The organism is Mesorhizobium sp. AA22 (assembly GCF_001672375.2).
Classification (GTDB): Bacteria; Pseudomonadota; Alphaproteobacteria; order Rhizobiales; family Rhizobiaceae; genus Mesorhizobium; species Mesorhizobium wenxiniae.
In genome coordinates this window covers 4,535,553-4,557,674 of sequence record NZ_CP048406.1, presented here as the reverse complement: position 1 = coordinate 4,557,674, position 22,122 = coordinate 4,535,553, and the positions used below count along the sequence as shown (strand labels likewise).

General features: G+C 63.3%; 20 protein-coding genes. 12 read left to right on the top strand and 8 right to left on the bottom strand.

Translation table 11 applies throughout. The features are described from left to right. Positions 1–167: 167 nt before the first annotated feature. The gene (locus tag A9K68_RS21980) at positions 168–1,364 is read right to left on the bottom strand and encodes an MFS transporter (protein ID WP_065009652.1); all 1,197 of its coding nucleotides are present in this window, start codon (positions 1,362–1,364) and stop codon (positions 168–170) included. A gap of 499 nt (positions 1,365–1,863) precedes the next feature. Next, complete coding sequence (locus A9K68_RS21975; RefSeq protein WP_065009653.1) at positions 1,864–2,229, bottom strand: helix-turn-helix domain-containing protein; 366 nt, start codon at positions 2,227–2,229, stop codon at positions 1,864–1,866. A gap of 107 nt (positions 2,230–2,336) precedes the next feature. Here A9K68_RS21975 and A9K68_RS21970 point away from each other — a divergent pair, with 107 nt between their 5' ends. Further along, entirely contained in the window at positions 2,337–3,041 is a 705-nt protein-coding gene (locus tag A9K68_RS21970) for a glutathione S-transferase family protein (protein ID WP_065009654.1), read from the top strand. 121 nt (positions 3,042–3,162) lie between these two features. Here the strand turns inward: A9K68_RS21970 and A9K68_RS21965 are convergent, their stop codons facing one another. Continuing rightward, positions 3,163–3,945, bottom strand: coding sequence for an SDR family oxidoreductase (locus A9K68_RS21965; RefSeq protein ID WP_065009655.1), 783 nt, complete (start codon positions 3,943–3,945; stop codon positions 3,163–3,165). A 288-nt stretch (positions 3,946–4,233) separates the two neighbouring features. Here A9K68_RS21965 and A9K68_RS21960 point away from each other — a divergent pair, with 288 nt between their 5' ends. Further along, positions 4,234–5,061, top strand: coding sequence for a DUF2189 domain-containing protein (locus A9K68_RS21960; RefSeq protein WP_065009656.1), 828 nt, complete (start codon positions 4,234–4,236; stop codon positions 5,059–5,061). Positions 5,062–5,151: 90 nt separating this feature from the next. Here A9K68_RS21960 and A9K68_RS21955 read toward each other — a convergent pair whose 3' ends face one another. Both A9K68_RS21955 and A9K68_RS21950 read right to left on the bottom strand, forming a co-directional pair. Next, positions 5,152–5,784, bottom strand: coding sequence for a LysE family translocator (locus A9K68_RS21955; protein WP_065009657.1), 633 nt, complete (start codon positions 5,782–5,784; stop codon positions 5,152–5,154). A 154-nt stretch (positions 5,785–5,938) separates the two neighbouring features. Continuing rightward, on the bottom strand, positions 5,939–7,900 hold the full coding sequence (locus tag A9K68_RS21950; RefSeq protein ID WP_065009658.1) for a pilus assembly protein TadG-related protein: 1,962 nt from the start codon (positions 7,898–7,900) through the stop codon (positions 5,939–5,941). A gap of 75 nt (positions 7,901–7,975) precedes the next feature. Between A9K68_RS21950 and A9K68_RS21945 the strand changes: the two genes are divergently transcribed. The 3 genes from A9K68_RS21945 (at position 7,976) to A9K68_RS21935 (ending at position 10,101) form a co-directional block, all read left to right on the top strand. Continuing rightward, on the top strand, positions 7,976–8,161 hold the full coding sequence (locus A9K68_RS21945; protein ID WP_065009659.1) for a hypothetical protein: 186 nt from the start codon (positions 7,976–7,978) through the stop codon (positions 8,159–8,161). An 86-nt stretch (positions 8,162–8,247) separates the two neighbouring features. Next, positions 8,248–9,108: a TIGR01459 family HAD-type hydrolase gene (locus tag A9K68_RS21940; RefSeq protein ID WP_065009707.1), complete on the top strand. Its 861-nt coding sequence runs from the start codon at positions 8,248–8,250 to the stop codon at positions 9,106–9,108. 9 nt (positions 9,109–9,117) lie between these two features. After that, a complete protein-coding gene (locus A9K68_RS21935) occupies positions 9,118–10,101 on the top strand; it encodes a bifunctional riboflavin kinase/FAD synthetase (protein WP_065009660.1) in 984 nt (327 codons plus the stop codon). 2 nt (positions 10,102–10,103) lie between these two features. Here the strand turns inward: A9K68_RS21935 and A9K68_RS21930 are convergent, their stop codons facing one another. Beyond that, the gene (locus A9K68_RS21930; RefSeq protein ID WP_029354161.1) at positions 10,104–10,658 is read right to left on the bottom strand and encodes an HdeD family acid-resistance protein; all 555 of its coding nucleotides are present in this window, start codon (positions 10,656–10,658) and stop codon (positions 10,104–10,106) included. Positions 10,659–10,867: 209 nt separating this feature from the next. Here A9K68_RS21930 and A9K68_RS21925 point away from each other — a divergent pair, with 209 nt between their 5' ends. Beyond that, a complete protein-coding gene (locus A9K68_RS21925) occupies positions 10,868–11,680 on the top strand; it encodes a MipA/OmpV family protein (protein WP_065009661.1) in 813 nt (270 codons plus the stop codon). A 36-nt stretch (positions 11,681–11,716) separates the two neighbouring features. Here the strand turns inward: A9K68_RS21925 and A9K68_RS21920 are convergent, their stop codons facing one another. Continuing rightward, a complete protein-coding gene (locus tag A9K68_RS21920) occupies positions 11,717–11,932 on the bottom strand; it encodes a hypothetical protein (RefSeq protein ID WP_065009662.1) in 216 nt (71 codons plus the stop codon). A gap of 55 nt (positions 11,933–11,987) precedes the next feature. Between A9K68_RS21920 and ileS the strand changes: the two genes are divergently transcribed. Together ileS and A9K68_RS21910 are read left to right on the top strand one after the other, a co-directional pair. Further along, entirely contained in the window at positions 11,988–14,972 is a 2,985-nt protein-coding gene (ileS, locus tag A9K68_RS21915; RefSeq protein ID WP_065009708.1) for an isoleucine--tRNA ligase, read from the top strand. Positions 14,973–15,160: 188 nt separating this feature from the next. After that, positions 15,161–15,838 carry a hypothetical protein gene (locus A9K68_RS21910; RefSeq protein ID WP_082982516.1) on the top strand — a complete coding sequence of 226 codons (678 nt, stop codon included), beginning with the start codon at positions 15,161–15,163 and terminating at the stop codon, positions 15,836–15,838. Between the two features lie 29 nt (positions 15,839–15,867). Here the strand turns inward: A9K68_RS21910 and A9K68_RS21905 are convergent, their stop codons facing one another. Then, positions 15,868–16,320 (bottom strand): nucleoside deaminase, encoded by a 453-nt coding sequence (locus tag A9K68_RS21905; RefSeq protein WP_065009664.1) that lies wholly within the window; start codon positions 16,318–16,320, stop codon positions 15,868–15,870. Positions 16,321–16,500: 180 nt separating this feature from the next. Between A9K68_RS21905 and A9K68_RS21900 the strand changes: the two genes are divergently transcribed. From A9K68_RS21900 to A9K68_RS21885, 4 genes are all read left to right on the top strand, one after another. Then, positions 16,501–18,615, top strand: a complete 2,115-nt coding sequence (locus tag A9K68_RS21900) for a pseudouridine synthase (protein ID WP_065009709.1) — start codon at positions 16,501–16,503, stop codon at positions 18,613–18,615. Next, complete coding sequence (rsmD, locus tag A9K68_RS21895; protein WP_065009665.1) at positions 18,596–19,150, top strand: 16S rRNA (guanine(966)-N(2))-methyltransferase RsmD; 555 nt, start codon at positions 18,596–18,598, stop codon at positions 19,148–19,150. The genes A9K68_RS21900 and rsmD overlap by 20 nt, the downstream gene beginning before the upstream one ends. Before the next feature lie 96 nt (positions 19,151–19,246). After that, on the top strand, positions 19,247–20,605 hold the full coding sequence (locus tag A9K68_RS21890; protein WP_065009666.1) for a pitrilysin family protein: 1,359 nt from the start codon (positions 19,247–19,249) through the stop codon (positions 20,603–20,605). 190 nt (positions 20,606–20,795) lie between these two features. After that, positions 20,796–22,118: a pitrilysin family protein gene (locus tag A9K68_RS21885; RefSeq protein WP_065009710.1), complete on the top strand. Its 1,323-nt coding sequence runs from the start codon at positions 20,796–20,798 to the stop codon at positions 22,116–22,118. Positions 22,119–22,122: the final 4 nt, after the last annotated feature.

Genomic DNA, 22,122 nt, shown 5'->3' with positions numbered 1-22,122 from the left:
CAACACCCGTTCTTCGCCGGGTGCACCCATTTCCGGGAGCCGAATGCATGCGAGATTGTCGCGGATGAAATCAGCCCTGATGGCTGGTGCCGCTTTTACAAGGCCGCGGCCCGGCCTGATCAGTCGAGCCGTCCTGGTATAACACACCCGCAACCGACAACACTGTATCACCGTTCCTCTGGCGGCTTGAGGTGCCGGAATTGCATCAGCAGCAGCAGGTCATAAATGATTTTTAGGGCACCGCAGATCAGGAGGGGCCATGCCCGGAACGAGGCAGCGAACAGAGCGCCCGCCAAGGCGGGACTGGCTGCGGCGGCTAGGCTGCGCGGGACAGATGTGAAGCTCGCGGCCGTCGCCCGCTCTGCCTCCGTGACGACGGCCATGACGTAAGACGATCGCGTCGGGACGTCCATCTGCGAAAGCGCAGCGCGGATCAACAGCAGGGCGAGTGCCAGAGGCAGCGTGGGCGCAAGCGCCGCCAACATCAGAGCAATGCTGGACGGAATGTGAGTGAACACCATCGTGTTGATGAGCCCGATGTGCCGGGACAGCCAAGCAGCAACGGGGAATGAGAACGCCGAAAGTACGCCGGACCAGAAGAAGAAAAAGCCCGCTTCCGAGAGCGACAGGTCGAATGTTTCGAAAAGCCACAGGGCAAGCAGCGACTGGACGACGAAGCCGCCGGCGAAGGCATCAAGGCTAAAAAGGGCCGCGAGCTTGAACACAATATTGCGCGAGGGGCCGAGCGCGGACGCGGTGCCGGAGTCCGACGCTGGACGGCGCTGCGGGATTCGCGCGTAGAGAAGGCCGCCGAGCAGGCCCAGAAATGCATAAAGCACGAACATCGCCTTGATGCCGGTGAGTTGGTCGAAGCCGGCTAGAGCCAGAAGATCAGGTGTCGCCGAAGCAAGCGCGCCAACCGCGCCTGCGAGCGCACCCACCAGGCTGTAACGCGCGAACATTTTGGTCCGGGCGGCATCAGTGACTTCGCGCGTGAGCACGGCATGCTCTAAAGGCACGAATACGCTGACGCTGCCGGCCGACGGGTTGATGGTGCCTGCGAAGGCGATCACCAAAAGCAGCGCGTAGTCGTGGACCACAGCAAGGGCCACACCTGTGGCGACCATCAGACTGGCGGCGGCAAGCAGGAGTTGGCGGTGATCGTGTCGGGCACCAAGGAGTCCGGCGGCGATGGTCATGAGCGCTGAACCGAGCAGCGATGCGGTTGCTATGATGCCGACCTGCAGAGGCGCGAAGCCTAATGCCAAGAGATAGACCGGCAACAGAATTGCCACGAAGCCGTCGCCCATGTCGCGCAGGGCTCGTGCCGCAAAAAGAAAAGTCGCCGGGCGGATCTGCTGCACTGATCTAGCCTGCCCTCATCACCTCGGCGTCACCGGCTTTGGCAGCGTCGCTCGACGGGGCCGGAAGATCATGAGGAGTCGCATTAGGCATTTCAGCGAAGCGCATATCGGCTTCAATCCTCAGGCTACCGCCCAACAATGCTGATTCATATCGCATCAACGGCTTGTAACGACCGAAGACGCAGCTGGCGCATATTGCACTTGGCTGTCAAGGGTCGGGATTGGAGGTCAGAATACCTGCTCGTCATCTTGCATTTAGGGAAGGTCCGAGAGGGGTCAGTTCACGTCGATGCACGCATGGCACCAAAATGTCCGCTTCTGACATTCCGAGCCTCGAAGCCGCAAGTCCGCTTGCGGCCCAGAACGCGACGTTAGAGTATCTGCTCGGCAATAACGGCTTCGGGCGCTACCCGCGCATTGCGGTATTGGGCCCGGACGGCAAATCCCACCCAAAGCGGTGTCCAGCCTCGGGTAGCAGGCATCAGGTTTTCACCACTGGTCAGGCCGCCTTGACGAGCCTGGTTTCCGGCGTCGATGAAATCTGGCCGGCCCGATCGTCCTCGGTATCTTCCCACCAGTCGCCCAGGGCGTCGATGAGCGGCACAAGCTTGAGGCCGGGCGCCGTGAGGTCATAGTCGACACGTAGCGGATAGCCGGCATGCGCAGTTCGCCGCACAATCCCGGCTTCTTCCAGCTTGCGCAGTTCCAGCGCCAGAATGCGGTGCGACACGGTCGGGTTGTCACGCCTCAGATCGCTGAAGCGCTTGGTCCCGTCCTTGAGATAGTAGAGCAGCAAGGTGGGCCAGCGACCGCTGAGCACGCGCATGGTCTCTTCGATCGGGCAGCGTGAGACGACATCTTTCATGGCGGGTCCCTGGTTACAGAATAGTGCGTAATTTACATGGGACGACCAGCGTTTAGGGTCAAGCTTCGCTGCGCAGCGTGATCCCTTAACATGGAAGAGACAAAGAAATGGAACCTATCCTCCTTTACGGCGTCCCGGCGGGAAGTTCGATGGGGCTTGTCGCTGCTTTTGAACGCCTCGGACAGCCTTACCGCCTGTGTCGCGTCGACATGCTCACCGAAATGAAGAACGACGACTATGCCAGCATCAACGGCCGTCAGGAAACGCCGGTGTTGATCACGGACGAAGGCAGAGTGCTCACCGAGACCATGGCGATTGCCGCTTGGCTCGAAGCCCGCGACACGCAACGTCGCATCAGCTTCGATCCTCGCTCGCCGGAAGCGGACCGGATGCATCAGCTGATGGCTTTCGTGAACACCGGTTTCACCGCCGCTTTCACCCCGCTCTGGGCTGCATATGAAATGGAATCGGCCGAGCCGGTCCTGCTGGCGACCTTGCGCGACTTTGGCCGCAAGGCGGTTGCCGAACGCCATGACCGGCTTGAGGCGATGATCGTCGACACGGACTTTCTGGTCGGCGATCGCCTGACGCTGGCGGATACCACGCTGATTGGCGTGGCACGCTGGGCGGAGTTCCACAAGGCGGTCGACGGCGCCGCCTACCCCAAGCTGGCGGCGTTGCGCCGCCGGATCGAAAGCGATCCGGACGTGCGGTATGCGCAGGCCATCGAGGATGGCGAAAAGCCGGCGGGTTCAGGTGTCTGCCTTGGCCACATTCCGCTGGCCGAGGTGATTGAACGATTTGGTGCCTAGACTAGTGGTAAAAGCCTGACACTGGTACCCGACGTGTGGGGCAGCTCAGGCTGAAAGACCGCCAATCAGGCAATCACGGACAAGATGGAAGGTCAGCCCCGCAATCGCGCCCAGGGCGTCCTCAATAAGCCCGAGTGAATCCGCCATCGTGTAGAATGTTCAGGCCTGTCATGTGATCAGTGAGGGGCGACAACAAGCCCTCGACGACGACGGCAACTTCAGACGGCGTCCCATACTTTTTGAGTGGAATATTGTCGGTCTCGACCGCAATCCTTTCTTCAAACGTCACGCCGGCGTCCTGCGCTCGCCTGCCAATTGCATCCCGATACCAGGGCGACAGCGTGCCACCGAGTGAAAGAGTGTTCACATGAATACCTCTTTCGCCTAGCGCAAAGGCAAGCGTCTTCGCTTCTCCAAGCCAAGCGGTGCGGATGACGTTGGCGGTGGCGTAGTGGCTAAGAACCTGAGCCGAAGAAATGCCGGAAATGATTACGACCTTGCAGCGTCGGCCTGCTTCAGGGGCCGGTTCCATCCGAGCGATTGCCGACTTCAACAGGGACAACGGCCCAACGAAGCTTGTCTGAAACAGCGTTCGCCAGACCTCCGGCTCGGGCATAGGGTCAGCGGTCGAATGCGGTTGGGGCGGCATAAGAACGACCCCATCAAGCTTGAGGCCCGACGTGGCGAGGTGTCGATCAAACTCGCCCAACGCGGCATCCGATGCCATATCAACAGGTATAGCTTCATGCGAACCGTCGGCTGGTGCAGGCAGGGTCGAAACCAGCGACTCAAGCCGCACCTGATTGCGGGCCGCCACCATCAGCCGCGCGCCACCGGCCGCAAGCCGTTCGCAAATTGCTTTCCCGATCCCACCCGTTGCCCCAGTCACAAGTATGGTCGACATCACACCACCCCGCCAGTTTCGAGCACTATACTGTTGTAGTCTGGAAAAGCCATTGCACCCGGCTATGGGCGGTTTCTTGCCATCCACCGGTACCAAGTGTCAGACTTTCACCACTGGCACACGCCAGCCGCGCGGCACGGACGCGCCCTGTGCCGCGCGGCGCTTGCCCCGACACCACCCCGATTCGCGACAAGCACATCGAATTCGGCTATCATGCCATCGCTTTTGAAATGGCAGCTACGGGCGGCCATCCCGGCGGTGGCCGCCCCGACACACGGGAGAATGGTTATGGCCAGCTTTCATGTCATGTCGGACGCGCGTGGAATGCACGTGCAGCCCAGGGTGCGCCGCATCACCACGGCAGACCTGATGGATGTGCTACGGCTCGGCGTCGAGGATTTCTGGGCAAAGCCATCGCATTACGTGTTCATGTGCCTGATCTATCCGGTGGTCGGATTGATCCTGGCGCAGTGGACGACATCCGGCTCCAACGCCATCCAACTCCTCTATCCCCTGATGTCCGGCTTCGCCCTGCTTGGACCCTTCGCCGCGATCGGCCTCTACGAGATCAGCCGCCGCCGCGAACTCGGCATGGACACGTCCTGGTGGCACGCGCTCGACGTGCGCCACTCGCCGGCGCTGCCGGCGATCGCGGTTATCGGCGTCATGCTGGTGGCACTGTTCCTGCTCTGGCTGTACACCGCGCAATCGATCTACACCGGCCTGTTCGGCAATCAGCCGCCCGCCTCGATCGGCGGCTTTTTGCGCGAGGTGCTGACAACGCCCAAAGGCTGGACGCTGATCCTGCTCGGCAATGCGGCTGGCTTCGTCTTCGCCGCGATCGTGCTGGCGACGACCGTCGTCGCTTTCCCGCTGCTGCTCGACCGCGATGTCGGCGCGGTCTCGGCAATCGAGACATCGGCACGGGCGGTGACGACAAATCCGCTGCAGATGGCGCTGTGGGGCTTGATGGTGGCCGTGCTGCTGGTCATCGGCTCGATCCCGCTGTTTGCCGGGCTCGCCGTCGTCATGCCCGTGCTTGGCCATGCGACGTGGCACCTCTATCGCAGGGTGGTCGAACCGGAGCGGGCGCAGCAGGACCGGCGGCCGATGTAGGCTACGGCGGCGGTGGCGCCGCTCTATCTTTTCGTTTGAGCATCGGATTCTCCCAAAACCGGTACCCACTTTTGGGTCCGATGCTCTCAGTTAACGCTGCGCGTCGGTTGCCATCTTCAGGGCCAGTGCGGTCAGCACCGTGCCCATCATCCAACGCTGGATCACCAGCCATAGCGGTCGGCCGGCGAGGAAGACGGCGATCGAGCCGGCCGTAACCGCGATGATCGCGTTGACGGTGAGGCTGATCGCAATCTGCGTGGTGCCGAGCACCAGAAGCTGCGAAAGCACGTGGCCCTTGCCGGGGCTGATGAACTGCGGCAGCAGCGAAAGATAAAGCACCGCCACCTTCGGGTTGAGCAGATTGGTCATCAGGCCCATGGCGAACAATTTGCGCGGCCTGTCCTTCGGCAGTTCCCGGACCTGGAACGGCGAGCGTCCGCCTGGCCTCACTGCTTGCCAGGCAAGCCACAAGAGGTAGAAGGCGCCGGCAAAGCGCAGCGCATCATAGGCGTAAGGTACGGCAAGCAGCAGCGCGGTGATGCCGAATGCCGCCGACAACACGTAGAAGACAAAGCCGAGCGCCACGCCACCGAGCGAGATCAGGCCGGCTTTCGGCCCCTGAGACAGCGATCGCGAGATCAGATAGATCATATTCGGACCAGGCGTCAGCACCATGCCGAGGCAGACCAGCGCGAAGGCGAGATGATTGGCGGCTTCGGGCACAGGTGCATCTCCGGATGGCGACTCCGCGCCTCCCGATGATCTCCATCCGATGTGCACGGTCAGGCGAACGCTCCAAGTGCCCTCGCTAGTCCGCAGGCGCAAGAGCATGACAGCGCAAGCCATTGCGCCAGCCCGTCGCATCGCCGCTTACATGTCAGCCGACGATGCGCAGGTTCGACAATTCGTTGGCGATTTCCTTGAAATTGTCCGACAGCGTCGCCCCGGTCGCGTTCCAGAACAGCTTGGCCGGTTTGGTCGGATCCGTGGGATCCATGCGGAAGCGCGAGTCCGACGAGCATGCCCTCAGCGCGTCGAGCGCTTTCTTATCGCCGGCATCGGTGGTCGACAGGTCGAGCGCGACGGTCATGACGAGAATGTTCGAACTCTTCGCGTTGGCGCAAAGGGTCTGCATCTGCTCGTCTAGAGCGGCGGTGTAGTTGGCGCCGGTATAGGTGGTCTTGCCGATGTCCGTGCTCGTGTTCATGAACAGGCGCGTCACGCTTCCAGAGCCCGGATATGTCAGGCCGGTGTAGCCGTAAGCGGCATAGGTCGACCTGTTGTTGGCATAGCCGCTGTCGCTGACGGCGCTGTAGGTATTGGCGCCGTCAGTCAGCACGATCACCACTTTGTCGTTGCCCCTTTCGGTGTTCGGCCGGCCCTCGGTGAAAGGTTCGTTGCTCGACACCGTCCGCCAGCCCCAGGCAAGGCCTTCCGGCACGTTGGTGTTGCCGTTGGGGGCCATGGCGTCGATGGCGTTCTTGATCTCGTCTTTCTGGGCAAGCTGGCTCACGTCTTTGAGCGTCGTGATCGGGTTGGTCGTGCAGGACGCATTCGGGCCGTCGCCCGAGGCAGCCGACTGCGAGCCGTAAGGCTTGACCAGGAAATATTTGCGCATGTCCGACTGCCGCTGTGAAGCGGTTGGGCTGTCGGTGTAATTGGGCCAGTCGGCCCACCAGTTGTTGCCGTAACCATAGGACAAATAGGTCACGTCGTTAGCGCCGTCGCGGTTGAAATCGAGCCAGAGGGTGCCAGCCTCGTCCGGCGCAAACATCGGCACGAACAGCGTGGCAGGCGTGGCGGTGTTCGGCGTCGTATCTTCGTTATTATACGGGTGCGGCCTCGCCTCGACGCAACCCTGCCAGCTCGCATAGCGACTGGTGGTGTAGATATATTCCGGAGTGGTCCAGTGGCCGCTGCTGCAGTTGCCTTTTTTGTTATAGGTGTCGCAGATATACTGTTTCGTGTTAGGCACTTCTTCGCGGCCGGACTCGACCGTAATGTCGGCGTAAAGGCTGAAGCGGGTCAGTGGTTGATCCTCGCTGTCGCCCCAGCCAGCGCCGCGCTTGTACCAGACGCCGTTGAGCTTCTCAGCGTATTTGTCCGGATCGTTCGCGGGGGTCATCTTCGTCCAGTCGAAATCCTCGTGCTGGATCGGGGAGATGCCGTCCTGGTCCATCCAGCTATCCTGGTCATGGGTGGGACCGACATTGACCGAAGCAGCGAACGGCACCAGGGAGAACTGCACCGGTTTAGTGACCTGCTTCATCTGCTGTGCCTGCAGCGCCAGCGTATCGACAAGCTGCTTGGCGGCAGACTTCAGCAGGTCTATTCGCTTGGCCCCGGTGCCGGAACCCAGATTATTCATCGAGCCGGAATTATCGAGCACAAGGGCTACTTCCAGCGTGTTCTTGAGGCGGATTTCCGAGCACGCCGTGAAGGTTGTATCGCTGGTGGTCCCGCCGCCCATCAGCATAGCGGCGGCCGGCAGAAAATAGGGGCGATACGTCAGGGCGCTGCAGAGCTTCAACGTGCCGCCACCCGCATTGCTGTTGGGCAGGGTGACGGTAAGCAACGTATTGGCCGGATCGACAGGGCCGAGATTGGCTTCGAAGAAAGTCTTGGCATAGGCCTTGGCGTCGTCGTCGCTTGCGCCGGAGACGATCTTATGAGCAGTAGCCAGGCCGGCGCCGTCCAGGGCATTCAACGTAGCGTTCTTCTGGCGGAGCAGTTCCGAGTAGTCGACGCTGAGCGCCAAGCCGCCCATGAGCGGCACCATGGTGATGACCGTCATCAGCGTATAGTTGCCACGCCGGTCCCTACCGAATTTTCGGATCATTGCCGTCAGCACCCCGCCAGAACCCCTTTGTCGGCGAATGATGCCACCAATCCTTAAATTTCAGATTGCTAAAATATGTCCAAGATCGACACACTTTTTCAAAGCTCGTTAACCACGCCGCCGTTGGGGCCAATGCCGCCCGCGATCGGGATCGCCGCCGAACCTCCGGAATCGGCTAAAGCTCTGGAAACGAAAATTTTTGTGCTTTGCGATTATGCCTTCATTGCTGGGCGGCATGCTGAACGCAGCGAAAGCTGGTGACAGGGGGAAGAGCTTCGGTTAATGCGGTCCGGTCGCTGCGGATCGTCGGCGGCGGCGCTCGCAACCATCATGACCTGGGAAAAGATATGGCGGATTCGCCCGATATCATCGGCTCGCTCGCGGATTTGTCTGCAGCCTATTCTGCCATCCTGTGCGATGTCTGGGGCGTGGTCCACAATGGCGAACGGCATTTTCCGGCCGCCGCTCTGGCGCTGGCGACCGCACGCGAAGCGAAGATACCTGTGGTGCTGATCACCAATTCGCCGCGGCGCAGCGCCGATGTGGTGGCGCAGATGAATGCGATCGGCGTTCCTTCTGCGGCCTATGACCGTATCGTCACCTCCGGTGACGTGACCCGCGACCTGATCATCGAGGGCCCGCGAAAGATCTTCCATATTGGCGCCGACCGCGATTTCACGCTTTATGACGGTCTTGACGTCGAGCTCGTCGAGGAGTTCGAGGCATCCGGTGTGGTCTGCACCGGGCTGTTCGACGACGAGGTCGAGAAGCCGGAGGACTACGCCGATCTTCTTCGGCGGCTACGCGCCAGGAACCTGCCCTTCATCTGCGCCAATCCCGACATCGTGGTCGAGCGCGGCGAGCGGATGATCTGGTGCGCGGGGGCCTTGGCTCGCGACTATGCCCAGCTCGGCGGGCGGACGCTGATCGCCGGAAAACCTTATGCCCCGGTCTATGATGTCGCGATGAAGGAGATCGCCGACCTGCTCGGCCGCGCGGTCGAGCGCTCGGACGTGCTGGCCATCGGCGACGGCATGATGACGGACATCAAGGGTGCTGCCGACAACGGCTTCGACGTGCTCTACGTATCGGGCGGCATCCATGCCCGCGACTACGGCGATCCGCTACGACCGGATCCGGCCAGGCTAATTGCCTTTCTGGAAAGGCACGGCTACCGGCCGGTCGCGGTCATTCCGAGACTGCAGTAGGGTCGCTCGATGACGGAAGCCTTCGAACGCGTTTCTGCAATCTCGCCGCTGCCGGCCCATTTGCGGGGTGGCGTGGTGGCGATCGGCAATTTCGACGGTGTGCACCGCGGCCACCAGGCGGTGCTCGAGCGCGCGCTTGCCGAGGCCCGCCGGCGCGGCGTGCCGGCTCTGGTGCTTACCTTCGAGCCGCATCCGAGAAAGGTGTTCCGGCCTGAGATACCGCTGTTCGTGCTGACGCCGCCGCCGATGAAAGCACGGCTGTTATCGTATCTAGGCTTTGCCGCACTCGTCGAACAGCCGTTTACGCGCGACTTCGCCGCATTGTCGGCGGAAGCGTTCGTGACCGACGTGCTGGACAGGAATCTCGGCATCAGTCACGCAGTGACCGGCTTCGACTTCCACTTCGGCAAGGACAGGCAAGGCGGCCCGGCCTATCTGATGGCGGCCGGCGAACGCCACGGCTTCGGCGTCACCCTGGTTGACGCGTTTCGCGACGAGGGCGCCGAGGTGGTGTCGTCGAGCCGGATCCGCGCGCTGCTGTGCGAAGGCGCGGTGGCCGAGGCCGCCGGCCTGCTCGGCTACCGCTTCACGGTCGACGGCGAGGTGATCGGCGGCCAGCAGCTTGGCCGGACGCTCGGCTTTCCAACCGCCAATATGAGGCTTTCGCCGGAAGCCACTCTGAAGGAAGGGATTTATGCTGTCCGCTTCCGTAGCGCCGACGGCACGCTTCATGATGGGGTTGCCAGCTTCGGCCGCCGCCCGACCGTCGATGACGACGGCGCGCCGCTTCTGGAAACCTTCGTCTTCGACTTCTCCGGCGATCTCTACGGCGAGATTTGCGCTGTGTCCTTCTTTGGTTTCCTGCGCGCCGAGGTGAAGTTCGACGGGCTCGATGCGCTGGTCGCGCAGATGAAGCGCGACGAGGTCGAGGCGAGGGCGCTGCTTACCGGCGTCCGCCCGCTTTCCGATCTCGACGCGGCCATTGCTTTTTGAGCTTATTTTTTTAGCGCCAGGCCGACCGCAATGAAGGCCCAGCCCTGGAAGATCAGGTCGACGGCGAGAAACAGCCCCAGCACCCATACGCTGTTGACTGGCCAGCCCATAGCGATGACCAGGCCTGCCAGCGCGCTGATGACGCCGGCCGCCACCAGCCAGCCCCAGCCTTTCTCCGGTCTGTGCTTGTACCCGACCCAGGCCCTGAGCACGCCAGAGGCGAGAAGGGCGACCGCCAGCAGGAAGGTCAGTACCGCCGACGCCAGCAGCGGATTATAGAAGGCGAAGAACCCGGCGACTGCATAGAGAAGGCCGCTGAGCAGCCAGTAAAAGAACCGGCTCCATGTCTTCACACCGAAGGCATGCATGATCTCGATGATTCCGGCCATCAGCATCAGCCAGCCGACGACATAGACCGAGGCGACCGTGGCGATGAACAGATTGCCGAACGCGATGCCGCCGAGGATCAGCAGCAGCACGCCGAGCCCGACGAACCATCCCCATTTCGCCCGCGTCTGACCAATCGCATCCTTTAAAGCATCGCCTTGCAGGGTCATTGCCGCCATCTCCATCGAGGTCGCCTGGCATCTTGCCGATTTGGAGGGTAGCGCCGAAGGCCTTGCCCGTCCAGCGAGCAGCTTGCACCGGACGCACGCCAAAAAAGCGAGGCAGCGTTTCGAATTTAAATCAAAGTTTACTGAACCGGCGCCATGGCTCTTGGCCAGGCCGGTTGTTCCCGCCGGCGTTTCGTGCGTATGGAGTGACGATGCGTTCTGTCAGGGTGTTTCAGGTGGTCTTGGCCAGCTTCGTGCTGTGCGCGCCCGGTGCCGCCGAAGCCGGCGAGGGCGCTTTGGGCTGGCTGTCCGGCGACTGGTATCTGACGGTCGGCGCCACCGGCATGGTCGCGCCGAACTTTGAGGGTGGCAAGAAGTACCTGCTCAGCGCCCAGCCGATCATCTCGCTCGGCAAGGCCGGTCCTGCGGCCCGCTTCACCTCGCGCAACGACAACATTTCGCTGGCGTTGATCGACGAAGGCGGCCTCCGCGCCGGCCTGACCGGAAAATTGCTGTTTTCGCGCGATGGCGACGACGCCGACGAGCTGAAAGGCCTCGACCCGGTGCGCTGGGGTGGCGAAGCCGGCGGCTTCTTCGAATTTTATCCTTTTGACTGGTTGCGCGCCCGCGCCGAATTGCGGCGCGGCATTCGCGCCCATAGCGGCTTTGTCGCCGACATCGCCGCCGACGCATTCTATGATGTGACGCCGGACATCAGAATTTCGGGCGGGCCGCGCGTCTCGTTTGCCTCGTCAGACTATTTCGACGCCTATTACGGCGTCAACGCCGAGGAAGCCGTGGCTTCGGGCCTCAGCCGATACCGTCCGGGCGGCGGCGTGAAGTCGGCGGGCCTCGGCGGCGCGGTGACCTGGAAAGTGACCGAGCCGATGACGGCCAGCCTGTTCGGCGAATATTCACGCCTGATGGGCCCGGCGGCCGATTCCAGCCTGGTCAAGGAGCGCGGCTCCAGAGATCAGTTCATGATCGGCGTATCGACGACCTATCGCTTCGATTTCTCGATGTGAGTGCTTAGCCCGGCAATCGCCTATCGGCCGGATGCATTATGACGTCATTAGCTGCAATGAAGGCACCGAGAGTTCGGGCTTTTCAATATCGCCTGTCTCGGCTAAAAGCCCAGCCATGACGAGCGTTTCGCGCCCTCTCGCGATTGCGATACGAATTACGAGCCCGGTGTTCCGGACGGCTTGAGCGCCGCCGGAGCCGCCGGGAATTTTGTGCGCGGCCTCTCGCGCTTTTTCCAGATCATGATAGTTCAACGCCCGGGCTCTTTTGCCGGGCAATGCATATGGCAGACCAATGACCGATACCCCAATGACCGACACTGTTGAAACGATCGACTATTCCAAAACGCTTTATCTGCCGCAGACGGATTTCCCGATGCGCGCCGGCTTGCCCGACAAGGAGCCGCTGCTGGTCAAGCGCTGGCAGGACATGGACCTTTACCGCAAGCTGCGCGAAAACGCCGCCGGCCGCGAAAAATACGTGCTACATGACGGCCCGCCCTACGCCAACGGCAACATCCATATCGGCCATGCGCTGAACAAGATCCTCAAGGACGTCATCACCCGCTCGTTCCAGATGCGCGGCTACGACTCGAACTATGTGCCCGGCTGGGATTGCCACGGCCTGCCGATCGAATGGAAAATCGAGGAGCAATACCGCGCCAAGGGCAAGAACAAGGACGAGGTCCCGGTCAACGAGTTCCGCAAGGAATGCCGCGAGTTCGCCGCGCACTGGATCAAGGTGCAGGGCGGCGAGTTCCAGAGGCTCGGTGTCGTCGGCGACTTCGACAATCCCTATACGACGATGGCGTTCCATGCCGAGGCGCGCATCGCCGGCGAACTGTTGAAATTCGCCATGTCGGGCCAGCTCTATCGCGGCTCCAAGCCGGTGATGTGGAGCGTTGTCGAGCGCACCGCACTGGCCGAGGCTGAGGTCGAATACCAGGACTATGAGAGCGACACGATCTGGGCGAAGTTTCCGGTCGTCAGCCTCGCTCGTCAGGTCACCAACGTCGAAGATGGGCAGCCGGCCTTGGATCCAAAGCTGACGCAGACGTTACTGGACTTGCTGGAGGCCCATGTCGTCATCTGGACGACCACGCCGTGGACCATACCCGGCAACCGCGCCGTAAACTATTCGCCACGCATCAACTATGGCCTCTACGAGGTCACTGCGGCCGAGAATGCTTTCGGCCCGCAGCCTGGCGAAAGACTGATCTTCGCCGACGCGTTGGCGGACGAGGCTGCGGCCAAAGCCAAAGTGACGATGAATCGCTTCCGTAGCATTTCGGCCGAAGAGCTTGGAAGCCTTACCCTTTCTCATCCCTTCAAAGATTTGAATGGCGGCTACGACTTCCCCGTCCCAATGCTCGCCGGCGACCACGTCACCGACGATGCCGGCACCGGCTTCGTTCACACCTCGCCCAGTCACGGCCGCGAGGACTTCGATGCCTGGACGGACGCTGCATCGGAACTGCGCCAACGCGGCATCGACACGGCGATCCCGTTCCCTGTCGACGACGCCGGCTTCTTCACCAAGGATGCGCCGGGCTTCGGCCCGGACCGCGAGGGCGGTGCCGCCCGCGTGATCGACGACAACGGCAAGAAGGGCAATGCCAATCAGGCGGTCATCGACGAGCTGATCAAGCGCAACGCGCTGTTCGCGCGCGGCCGGCTGAAGCATTCCTATCCGCATTCGTGGCGGTCGAAGAAGCCGATCATCTTCCGCAACACGCCGCAATGGTTCGTCTACATGGACAAGGAGCTCGGCGACGGCACGACGCTGCGCAGCCGTGCCTTGAAGGCCATCGACGACACCCGCTTCGTGCCGGCCGCCGGCCAGAACCGCATCCGCGCCATGATCGAGGAGCGCCCCGACTGGGTGCTGTCGCGCCAGCGCGCCTGGGGCGTGCCGATCGCCGTCTTCGCCGATGCCGACGGCAATGTCCTGCGCGACGAGGCGGTCAACCAGCGCATCATGGACGCCTTCGAGAAGGAAGGCGCCGACGCCTGGTTTGCGGCCGGCGCCAAGGAGCGTTTCCTCGGCAACCACGATGCCTCGAAATGGCAGCAGGTGATGGACATCCTCGACGTCTGGTTCGATTCCGGCTCGACCCATGTCTTCACCCTGGAGGATCGTCCTGACCTGAAATGGCCGGCCGACGTCTATCTCGAAGGCTCCGACCAGCATCGCGGCTGGTTCCACTCCTCGCTGCTTGAAAGCTGCGGCACCAGGGGCAGGGCGCCTTACGACACCGTCGTCACCCATGGTTTCACCATGGACGAGGAGGGGCGCAAGATGTCGAAGTCCCTCGGCAACACCGTGGTGCCGCAGGACGTCATCAAACAGTCGGGCGCCGATATCCTGCGGCTATGGGTGGTGACGACCGACTACTGGGAGGATCAGCGGCTCGGCAAGAACGTCTTGCAGACCAATGTCGACGCCTACCGCAAGCTGCGCAACACCATTCGCTGGATGCTGGGCACGCTTGCCCATGACGATGGCGAGGACGTGCCGCTGGACAAGATGCCGGAGCTGGAGCGGCTGATGCTGCACCGGCTTTCCGAACTCGATGAAGTCGTGCGCGCGGGCTACGACGCCTTCGAGTTCAAGCGCATCACCCGCACGCTGCTCGACTTCATGGTGGTCGAGCTGTCGGCCTTCTATTTCGACATCCGCAAGGACGCGCTCTACTGCGAGGCGCCGTCCAGCGTAAAGCGCAAGGCGTCCGTGCAGGTGGTACGCCATCTGTTCGACTGCCTGGTGAAATGGCTGGCGCCGATGCTGCCCTTCACTATGGAGGAGGCTTGGCTCGACCGCCATCCGGACGCCGTCTCGGTGCATCTCGACCAGTTCCCGCCAATCCCGTCCGACTGGAAGAACGAGGCGCTGGCGGAAAAATGGCGCAAGGTGCGGCAGGTCCGCCGTGTCGTCACCGGCGCGTTGGAGATCGCGCGTGCCCAGAAGGTCATCGGCTCGTCGCTGGAAGCGGTGCCGGTCGTCATGCTCGACGATGCGGCGCTCGAAGCGGCGATATCAGATGTCGACATGGCCGAAATGGCGATCACCAGCGATCTGGTCATTGCGCATGGCGACGCGCCTTCTGGTGCCTTCACGCTGGACGACGTCAAGGGCGTCGCCGTGGTGGTCGAGAAGGCCGAGGACCGGGGCCTAGTCAAATGCGCGCGCTCATGGCGCTACACGGCCGATGTCGGGCAGGACGAGGAATTCCCCGACGTTTCGGCGCGGGACGCGGCGGTCCTGCATGAATTGAAGGCGCTTGGTCGTATATAAGGCGGTGCACAAATGCCACGGCGGGCGGCTGATCAGCCCCCGCTCGTTGCCCTTAACGAGTGGTTGAGGTAAACACGCGAAACTCCGGCCGACAAATTGTCGCCGGATTTCCGTCGGAAGCATAGGCGATGGGGACCGGGCCTTTGGCCGGTGGCGATCGAGAGGCTGCTAGAGTGGGACTTTTTGCCATGACCGAAAGAACTTGCGCGCGCGTTGCGCTGCTGGCGCCGCTTGTCGTATCCGGCCTGGCCCTGTCCGGCTGCATGGGCTCGCCGACCTACGGGACCGACAAGACCGCCTCCGCCCAGCTTGCCGGCGATCTCACCAGCGCTTTCACAGTCATGCCGAAGAACAAGGAAAAGATCGACTACAAGCCGCGCCCCGAACTGGTGAAGCCGGCGCCGGGTCAGAAGGAACTGCCGCCGCCGCAGGAGAGCATCGCGACGGCAAGCGCCGATTGGCCGGAATCGCCCGAGCAGCGCCGCGCTCGCCTGCGCGCCGAGGCGACGCTCCATCAGGACGATCCGGACTACCAGGCGCAGATCGTCGATGACGTCCAGACGGATCCGTCGGCGGTCAAGACTGCGATGGCGCAGTCGGCTTCCAGTCATCCGCCGGCCTGGACGCCCGCGGATTCGGACAAGGGCCGCGCCGCCGAGGTCAAGCGCCGCCTCGCCGAAGCCAAGCAGGGTGATCCGAACACCCGCAGATATCTCAGCGAGCCGCCGGTGCAATACCGCGCCGCTGCCGCCACCGCGCCAGTGGACGACCTCGGCGAGGACGAATACAAGAAAGAACGCCGCCTCAAGAAGGAAGCGGCCGCCAAGAACAAGAGCGGCGGCATGTTCGACTGGCTGCCGTGGTAAGCTGCCGGCGCCAGGGAAATCCGGCGACGCTACGGTTCGCGTCGCTCTCTGAAAAAATCCTTCAGGAGCAGCGCGGCGTCGTTTTCGGCCATGCCTGGATAGATGTCTGGCACATGGTGGCAGGTCGGTGAGGCGAAGAAGCGCACGCCGTTGACCACGGCGCCGCCCTTCTCGTCGGCGGCGCCGAAATAGAGCCGGCGCAACCTGGCGAAGGAAATGGCGCCGGCGCACATGGCGCAGGGCTCCAGCGTCACATAGAGATCATGGCCGGTGAGCCGCTCGCTCGACAGCTTGCGGCAGGCCTCGCGGATCGCCAGCATCTCGGCATGGGCGGTGGGGTCGGAAAGCTCGCGGGTGCGGTTGCCGGCATTGGCAATGACCATATCGCCGCTGGCGATGACCGCGCCGACCGGCACTTCGCCGCGCAAGGCGGCGGCTTCGGCCTCCTTCAGCGCCAGCGCCATGAAATCCGGCCGCTTCAAGCGGTTTCCATTCCTATTATCTCCTCGCTACTCCGGCGTGATCCTGTTATCTAGCGCATGACCCCGAAAACCGGAATCGGTTTCGGAAGGGATCATGCGCCAAATCAAAGTCCTACAGCGTCCTTTGCGCGTCCGTACGGACGCGCAAAGGACGCTGTAGTGCAAACGAGCAAAAGCCACATGGACGACAAAGACAAGAAATTCCCGCGCCAAAAGGGTCCCCGCAAGAACGGCCCGAAACCGTCGGGCCCGCGTGGTCGTGATACCGCTGCCGGCAAGGGCGGTAAGCCGTCCTTCGGCGCGAAAAAGCCGTACGCGCCGCGCGGCGATCGACCGATGGCGGCTGACGGCGAGCGGCCGAAGCGTGACTTCAAAAGCGGCGACCGGCCGATCAGCAAGGGGCCGCGCCCTGAAGGCAAGCCCTATGAAAAGCGTGAGGGGCTGCGCAAGCCATACGCTCCGCGCGGCGACCGCCCGATGGCGGCTGACGGCGAGCGGCCGAAGCGTGACTTCAAAAGCGGCGACCGGCCGATCAGCAAGGAGCCGCGCCCTGAAGGCAAGCCCTATGAAAAGCGTGAGGGGCCGCGCAAGCCATACGCCCCGCGCGGCGACCGCCCGATGGCGGCTGACGGCGAGCGGCCGAAGCGCGACTTCAAAAGTGGCGACCGGCCGTTCGGCAAGGGGCCGCGCCCTGAAGGCAAACCTTATGAAAAGCGCGAGGGGCCGCGAAAACCCTATGCGCCACGCGGTGACCGGCCGGCGGCTGCCGCAGGCGAGCGCGGCGAAAGGCGCTTCGACCGGCCCAAGGGAGACTTCAGTGATCGCCTCAAGCGCGATTTTGCCGGTGATCGGCACCAAGGGGCATCGGCCGGCGGCTTCAAGCCTCGCCCGCGTCCCGCCGAAGCGACGCAAGAGGCTGGTGAGCGCATTGCCAAGCGGCTGGCCCGCGCCGGCCTTGCCTCGCGCCGCGATGCCGAGGAGCTGATCGCGGCCGGCCGCGTCAAGGTCAATGGAAGGGTGCTGTCCTCGCCCGCCTTCAATGTTATGCCTGGCGACATCATCCATCTCGACGGCATGGAGATCCCGCCGATCGAGCGCACCCGGCTGTTCCTGTTCCACAAGCCGGCCGGCGTCGTCACCACCAACCGTGATCCCGAGGGCCGCAAGACCGTCTTCGACGTGCTGCCGGCCGAGCTGCCGCGGCTGATGACTATCGGCCGGCTCGACATCAACACCGAAGGCCTGCTGCTGCTCACCAATGATGGCGGACTGGCGCGCGTGCTCGAACTGCCGGCGACTGGCTGGCTCAGGCGCTACCGCGTGCGCGTCCACGGCAAGGTCGAGGAAAGTGCGCTCGCCGGCTTGCGCGAAGGCATTGCCGTTGACGGCGTCTTTTATGGCGCCATCGAGGCGACGCTCGACCGCGAGCAAGGCACCAACGCCTGGCTGACGCTCGGCCTGCGCGAAGGCAAGAACCGCGAAGTCAGGAACATACTGGGCTCGCTTGGCCTCGACGTGACGCGACTGATCCGCATTTCCTACGGACCGTTCCAGCTCGACGACCTGCCGGAGGGTCATGTGCTGGAGATCAAGGGCCGGGTGCTGCGCGACCAACTCGGCGAACGCCTGGTCGAGGAGTCCGGCGCCAATTTCGACGCTGACATCACCAAGCCGTTTTCCAACAGGCCGGTGCGGCGCGAAGCGGTGCGGGAAGAGGAACCGGAGCGGCCAAAATTCACCCGCGACGGCGAACGCCGTCCGATCGGCGAAGGCGGATTGATCAAGAACCGCAAACGCCGCGAAGGCAGCCGCGACGAGGCGCTGGGCAAGCTGTCGACAAGTCCCGGTAGAAGCTTTGGGCCGGAAAAGAGCTTTGGTGAGCGTGGCCCAAAATCTGAACGCAGCGGGCCTGAACGCGGGGGCTTTGGCGATCGCGGCCCGAGGCCGGGCGGCTTTGGCGGAAAACCGGGCGGCGGGAAAAAGTCCGAACGCGAGCAGCGTCCGATCGAGCCGCCGGGCCAGCGCAACGCCAATGTCTGGATGGCGCCGGGCGCGCGGCCGATCGGCAAGGGCAGGGCGGACGCCGACGCCGCCAAGGCGGCCGAAGCCAAGGAACGCAAGGCCTCGTTCAAGCCGTCTTCCGGCAAGCCGGCCAAACCCGGAGGCGCAAAGCCGTTCGGCAAGCCGCGTGGCGAACGCCCCAATTCCGGCAGCAGTGATAGCGGCAAAGGCGGCGACCGGCCGCGCAGCGGCCCCAAGGGATCAAGGGGAGGCAATGCGGATCGTCGGCGGTGAGTTTCGCGGGCGTCCGCTGGCGACGCCCCGCTCAAGCGCCATCCGTCCGACCACCGACCGCACCCGCGAGGCTGTCTTCAACGTGCTGGCGCATCGCTTCCCCGACAGGCTGATCGGCGCGCGCGTGCTCGACCTGTTCGCCGGCACCGGCGCGCTCGGACTCGAGGCGCTGTCACGCGGCGCATCTTATGGGGTCTTCATCGAAGAATCGGCGGAAGGGCGCGGCCTGATCCGCACCAATGTCGAGGCCTTCGGCCTCACCGGGCGTACCAAGATATTCCGTCGCGACGCTACGGCCCTGGGCGACGCGGGCACGATCGCCGCGTTCGGCCTGGTGTTCGCCGACCCGCCCTATGGCAAGGGACTGGGTGAGCGTGCCTTGCGCTCGGCCAAGGCCGGCGGCTGGCTCGCCCCCGGCGCGCTCTGCGTCGTCGAGGAAGCGGCAGCGGCGCCGTTCGAGGCAGGGCCGGGCTTTTCGGTTGTCGATGAGCGCAGCTATGGCGAGACGGTTATCCGCTTCATCGAAGCCGCCTGAGTTCGGCCTCCTTTGCGCGCGAAAATGACGAACAAATCACTTTGCCTGTATCGCCATCCCCGCCTATCGTCCCGCCCATGACAACCGGAGCCATTGATGACACCTCACGCTGAATGGCTGCGCGGAACGCTCTTGGCGCTGGCTCTCGTGATGACCGGCCCGGTGCTGGCCGACAACAACGACGGCAAGGTAACGAATTTCCTGCTCGACAACGGCATGGAGGTTGTCGTCATTCCCGATCACCGGGCGCCGATCGTCACCCATATGGTGTGGTACAAGATCGGCAGCGCGGATGAGCCACCCGGCAAGTCCGGCATCGCCCATTTCTTCGAGCATCTGATGTTCAAGGCGACGACCAATCACGCGGCCGGCGCGTTCGACCGCGCCGTCTCCGCGATCGGCGGTTCGAACAACGCTTTCACCTCCTATGACTACACCGCGTTTTACGAGACGGTGGTGCCGCAGGCGCTCGAGCAGATGATGGATTTCGAGGCTGATCGCATGCGCAACCTCATCCTCAACGACAATGTCGTCGCCACCGAGCGCGACGTGATCCTGGAGGAACGCCGCTCGCGCATCGACAGCAATCCGCAGGCGGTGCTCGGCGAGGAGGTCGACGCCACGCTGTGGCAGAACCAGCCCTATCGCATTCCGGTGATCGGCTGGATGCAGGAGATGGAGAAGCTGAACCGCGCCGATGCCAAGGCTTTCTACGACAAATATTACACGCCCAACAACGCCGTGCTGGTGGTGGCCGGCGATGTCGCCCCGGAGGTGGTCAAGGCGCTGGCCGAAAAGACGTATGGCAAGATTGCGCGTGGTCCAGACCTGCCGCCGCGCATCCGTCCGGTCGAACCCGAGCAGAACACCAGGCGCACGGTGACGCTCACTGACGCGCGTGTCAGTGTGCCGAACTTTTCGACGCAATGGGTGGTTCCCTCCTATCACACTGCAAAGCCGGGCGAAGCGGAAGCGCTGGACTTGCTGGCGGAGATCCTCGGCGGAGGTAGCCGCAGCCGGCTCCACCAGCAGCTTGTCGTCAAGCAGGGCATCGCCGCCGAGGCCGGCGCCTTCTTCCAGGGCACCATGCTCGATGCCACCAACTTCACCGTCTATGGCGCGCCGCGCGGCGATGCCAAGCTGGCCGATGTCCAGGCGGCGGTCGAGGCCGAGGTCGCCCGCATCGCCAAGGACGGCGTCACGTCAGGCGAGCTGGAGAAGGCCAAGGATCGTTTCGTCCGCTCGATGATCTTCGCCCGCGACAAGCAGGATTCGATGGCCAACATCTACGGCGCGACGCTCGCCACCGGCGGCAGCGTCAGGGATGTCGAGGAATGGCCGGGCCGCATCCGCAGGGTCACCGCCGACGAAGTCAGGGACGTTGCAGCTCGCTATCTCAATCTCAACCATTCGACATCAGGCTATCTCTTGCCGCAGATACCGGCGGGGAATTGATTTGATGAGGAATCAGCATAGCGGCCCGTTTTGCCTTCTCCCCTTGTGGGAGAAGGTGGATTGGCGCGAAGCGCCAAGACGGATGAGGGGTGTTGGCCGGAGCGCCATCGGTGCCAAGCTGGAACACCCCTCATCCGACCGAGCTTCGCTCGGCCACCTTCTCCCACAGGGGGAGAAGGGAAGGTCGCGCATAGCCCCTTTGGCCACCCTGCTCCTCTCCCTATTCTTCCTCATCCTGCCGTCACTCACCGCTCGCGCGGCCATGAGCATCCAGGAGGTGACGTCGCCAAAGGGCATCACCGCCTGGCTGGTTGAGGACTATTCCGTGCCGTTGGTCGCCATCCGCTTCGTCTTCGACGGCGGCACGACGCAGGATCCCGCTGGGAAGGAAGGGCTTGCCAATCTGATGAGCGGCCTGTTCGACGAGGGCGCCGGCGATCTTGACAGCGAGGCCTTCCAGATAAAACTGGACGACGTCGGTGCCGAGATGAGCTTCGAGGCGGCGCGCGACGGCACCTACGGCTCGATGCGCATGCTGGCCGAGCAGCGCGACGCGGCGTTCGACCTGTTGCGGCTGGCGGTCACAGAGCCGCGTTTCGACCAGGCGCCAATCGACCGCATCCGCGCGCAAGTGCTGTCCGGCATCATCGCCAACGAGCTTGACCCCGACACGCTCGCCCAGCGCAAATGGCTGGAGGCACTATACGGCACCCACCCCTATGCCCGGCCCGACCAGGGCACCAGGCAAAGCATCGCCACGATCACGCCGGACGATCTCATCGCCTTCCACAAGGCGAACTTCGCTCGCGATGGTCTGCATGTGGCGGTGGTCGGTGCCATCGATGCCGAGACGTTGAAGAAAAAGCTCGATATGGTCTTCGGCGGCCTGCCGCAACACCAGGCGCTCGCGCCCGTCGCCGATGTCGATCCGAAACTCAACCAGCAGCTCGAGGTCAATTACGACCAGCCCCAGACGTCGCTGCAACTCGCCTATCCCGGCGTCAAGCGGAGTGCGCCGGATTTCTTCGCCGCGGTTCTGATGAACGAGATCCTCGGCGGCAGCGCCTTCACCTCGCGGCTGTTTGAAGAGGTGCGCGAAAAACGCGGCCTGGCCTACAGCGCCAGCTCCGACCTGGTCGACCACCAGCACGCCAACGCCCTGGCCATCACCACGGCGACCCGCGCGGACCGGGCGGCGGAGACCTTGGCCGTCGTGCGCGACGTGGTGAAGCGCATGGCCGAGGAGGGGCCGACCGAAGCGGAACTGGCGGCGACCAAGAAATACTTGATCGGCGCCTATGCCATCAACAATCTGAACTCCTCCGGCGCCATCGCCGCGACGCTGCTCGAACTGCAGCTCGACAAGCTCGGCATCGACTACATGCAGCGCCGCGCCGCCCTCATCAACGCGGTGACGCTGGATCAGGTCAAGGCGGCGGCGAAAAAACTGCTCTCGGCCGAGCCGGCCATCATGATCGTCGGGCCGAAGCACGGCGAGGCCAAGGAGGAATGAGCCC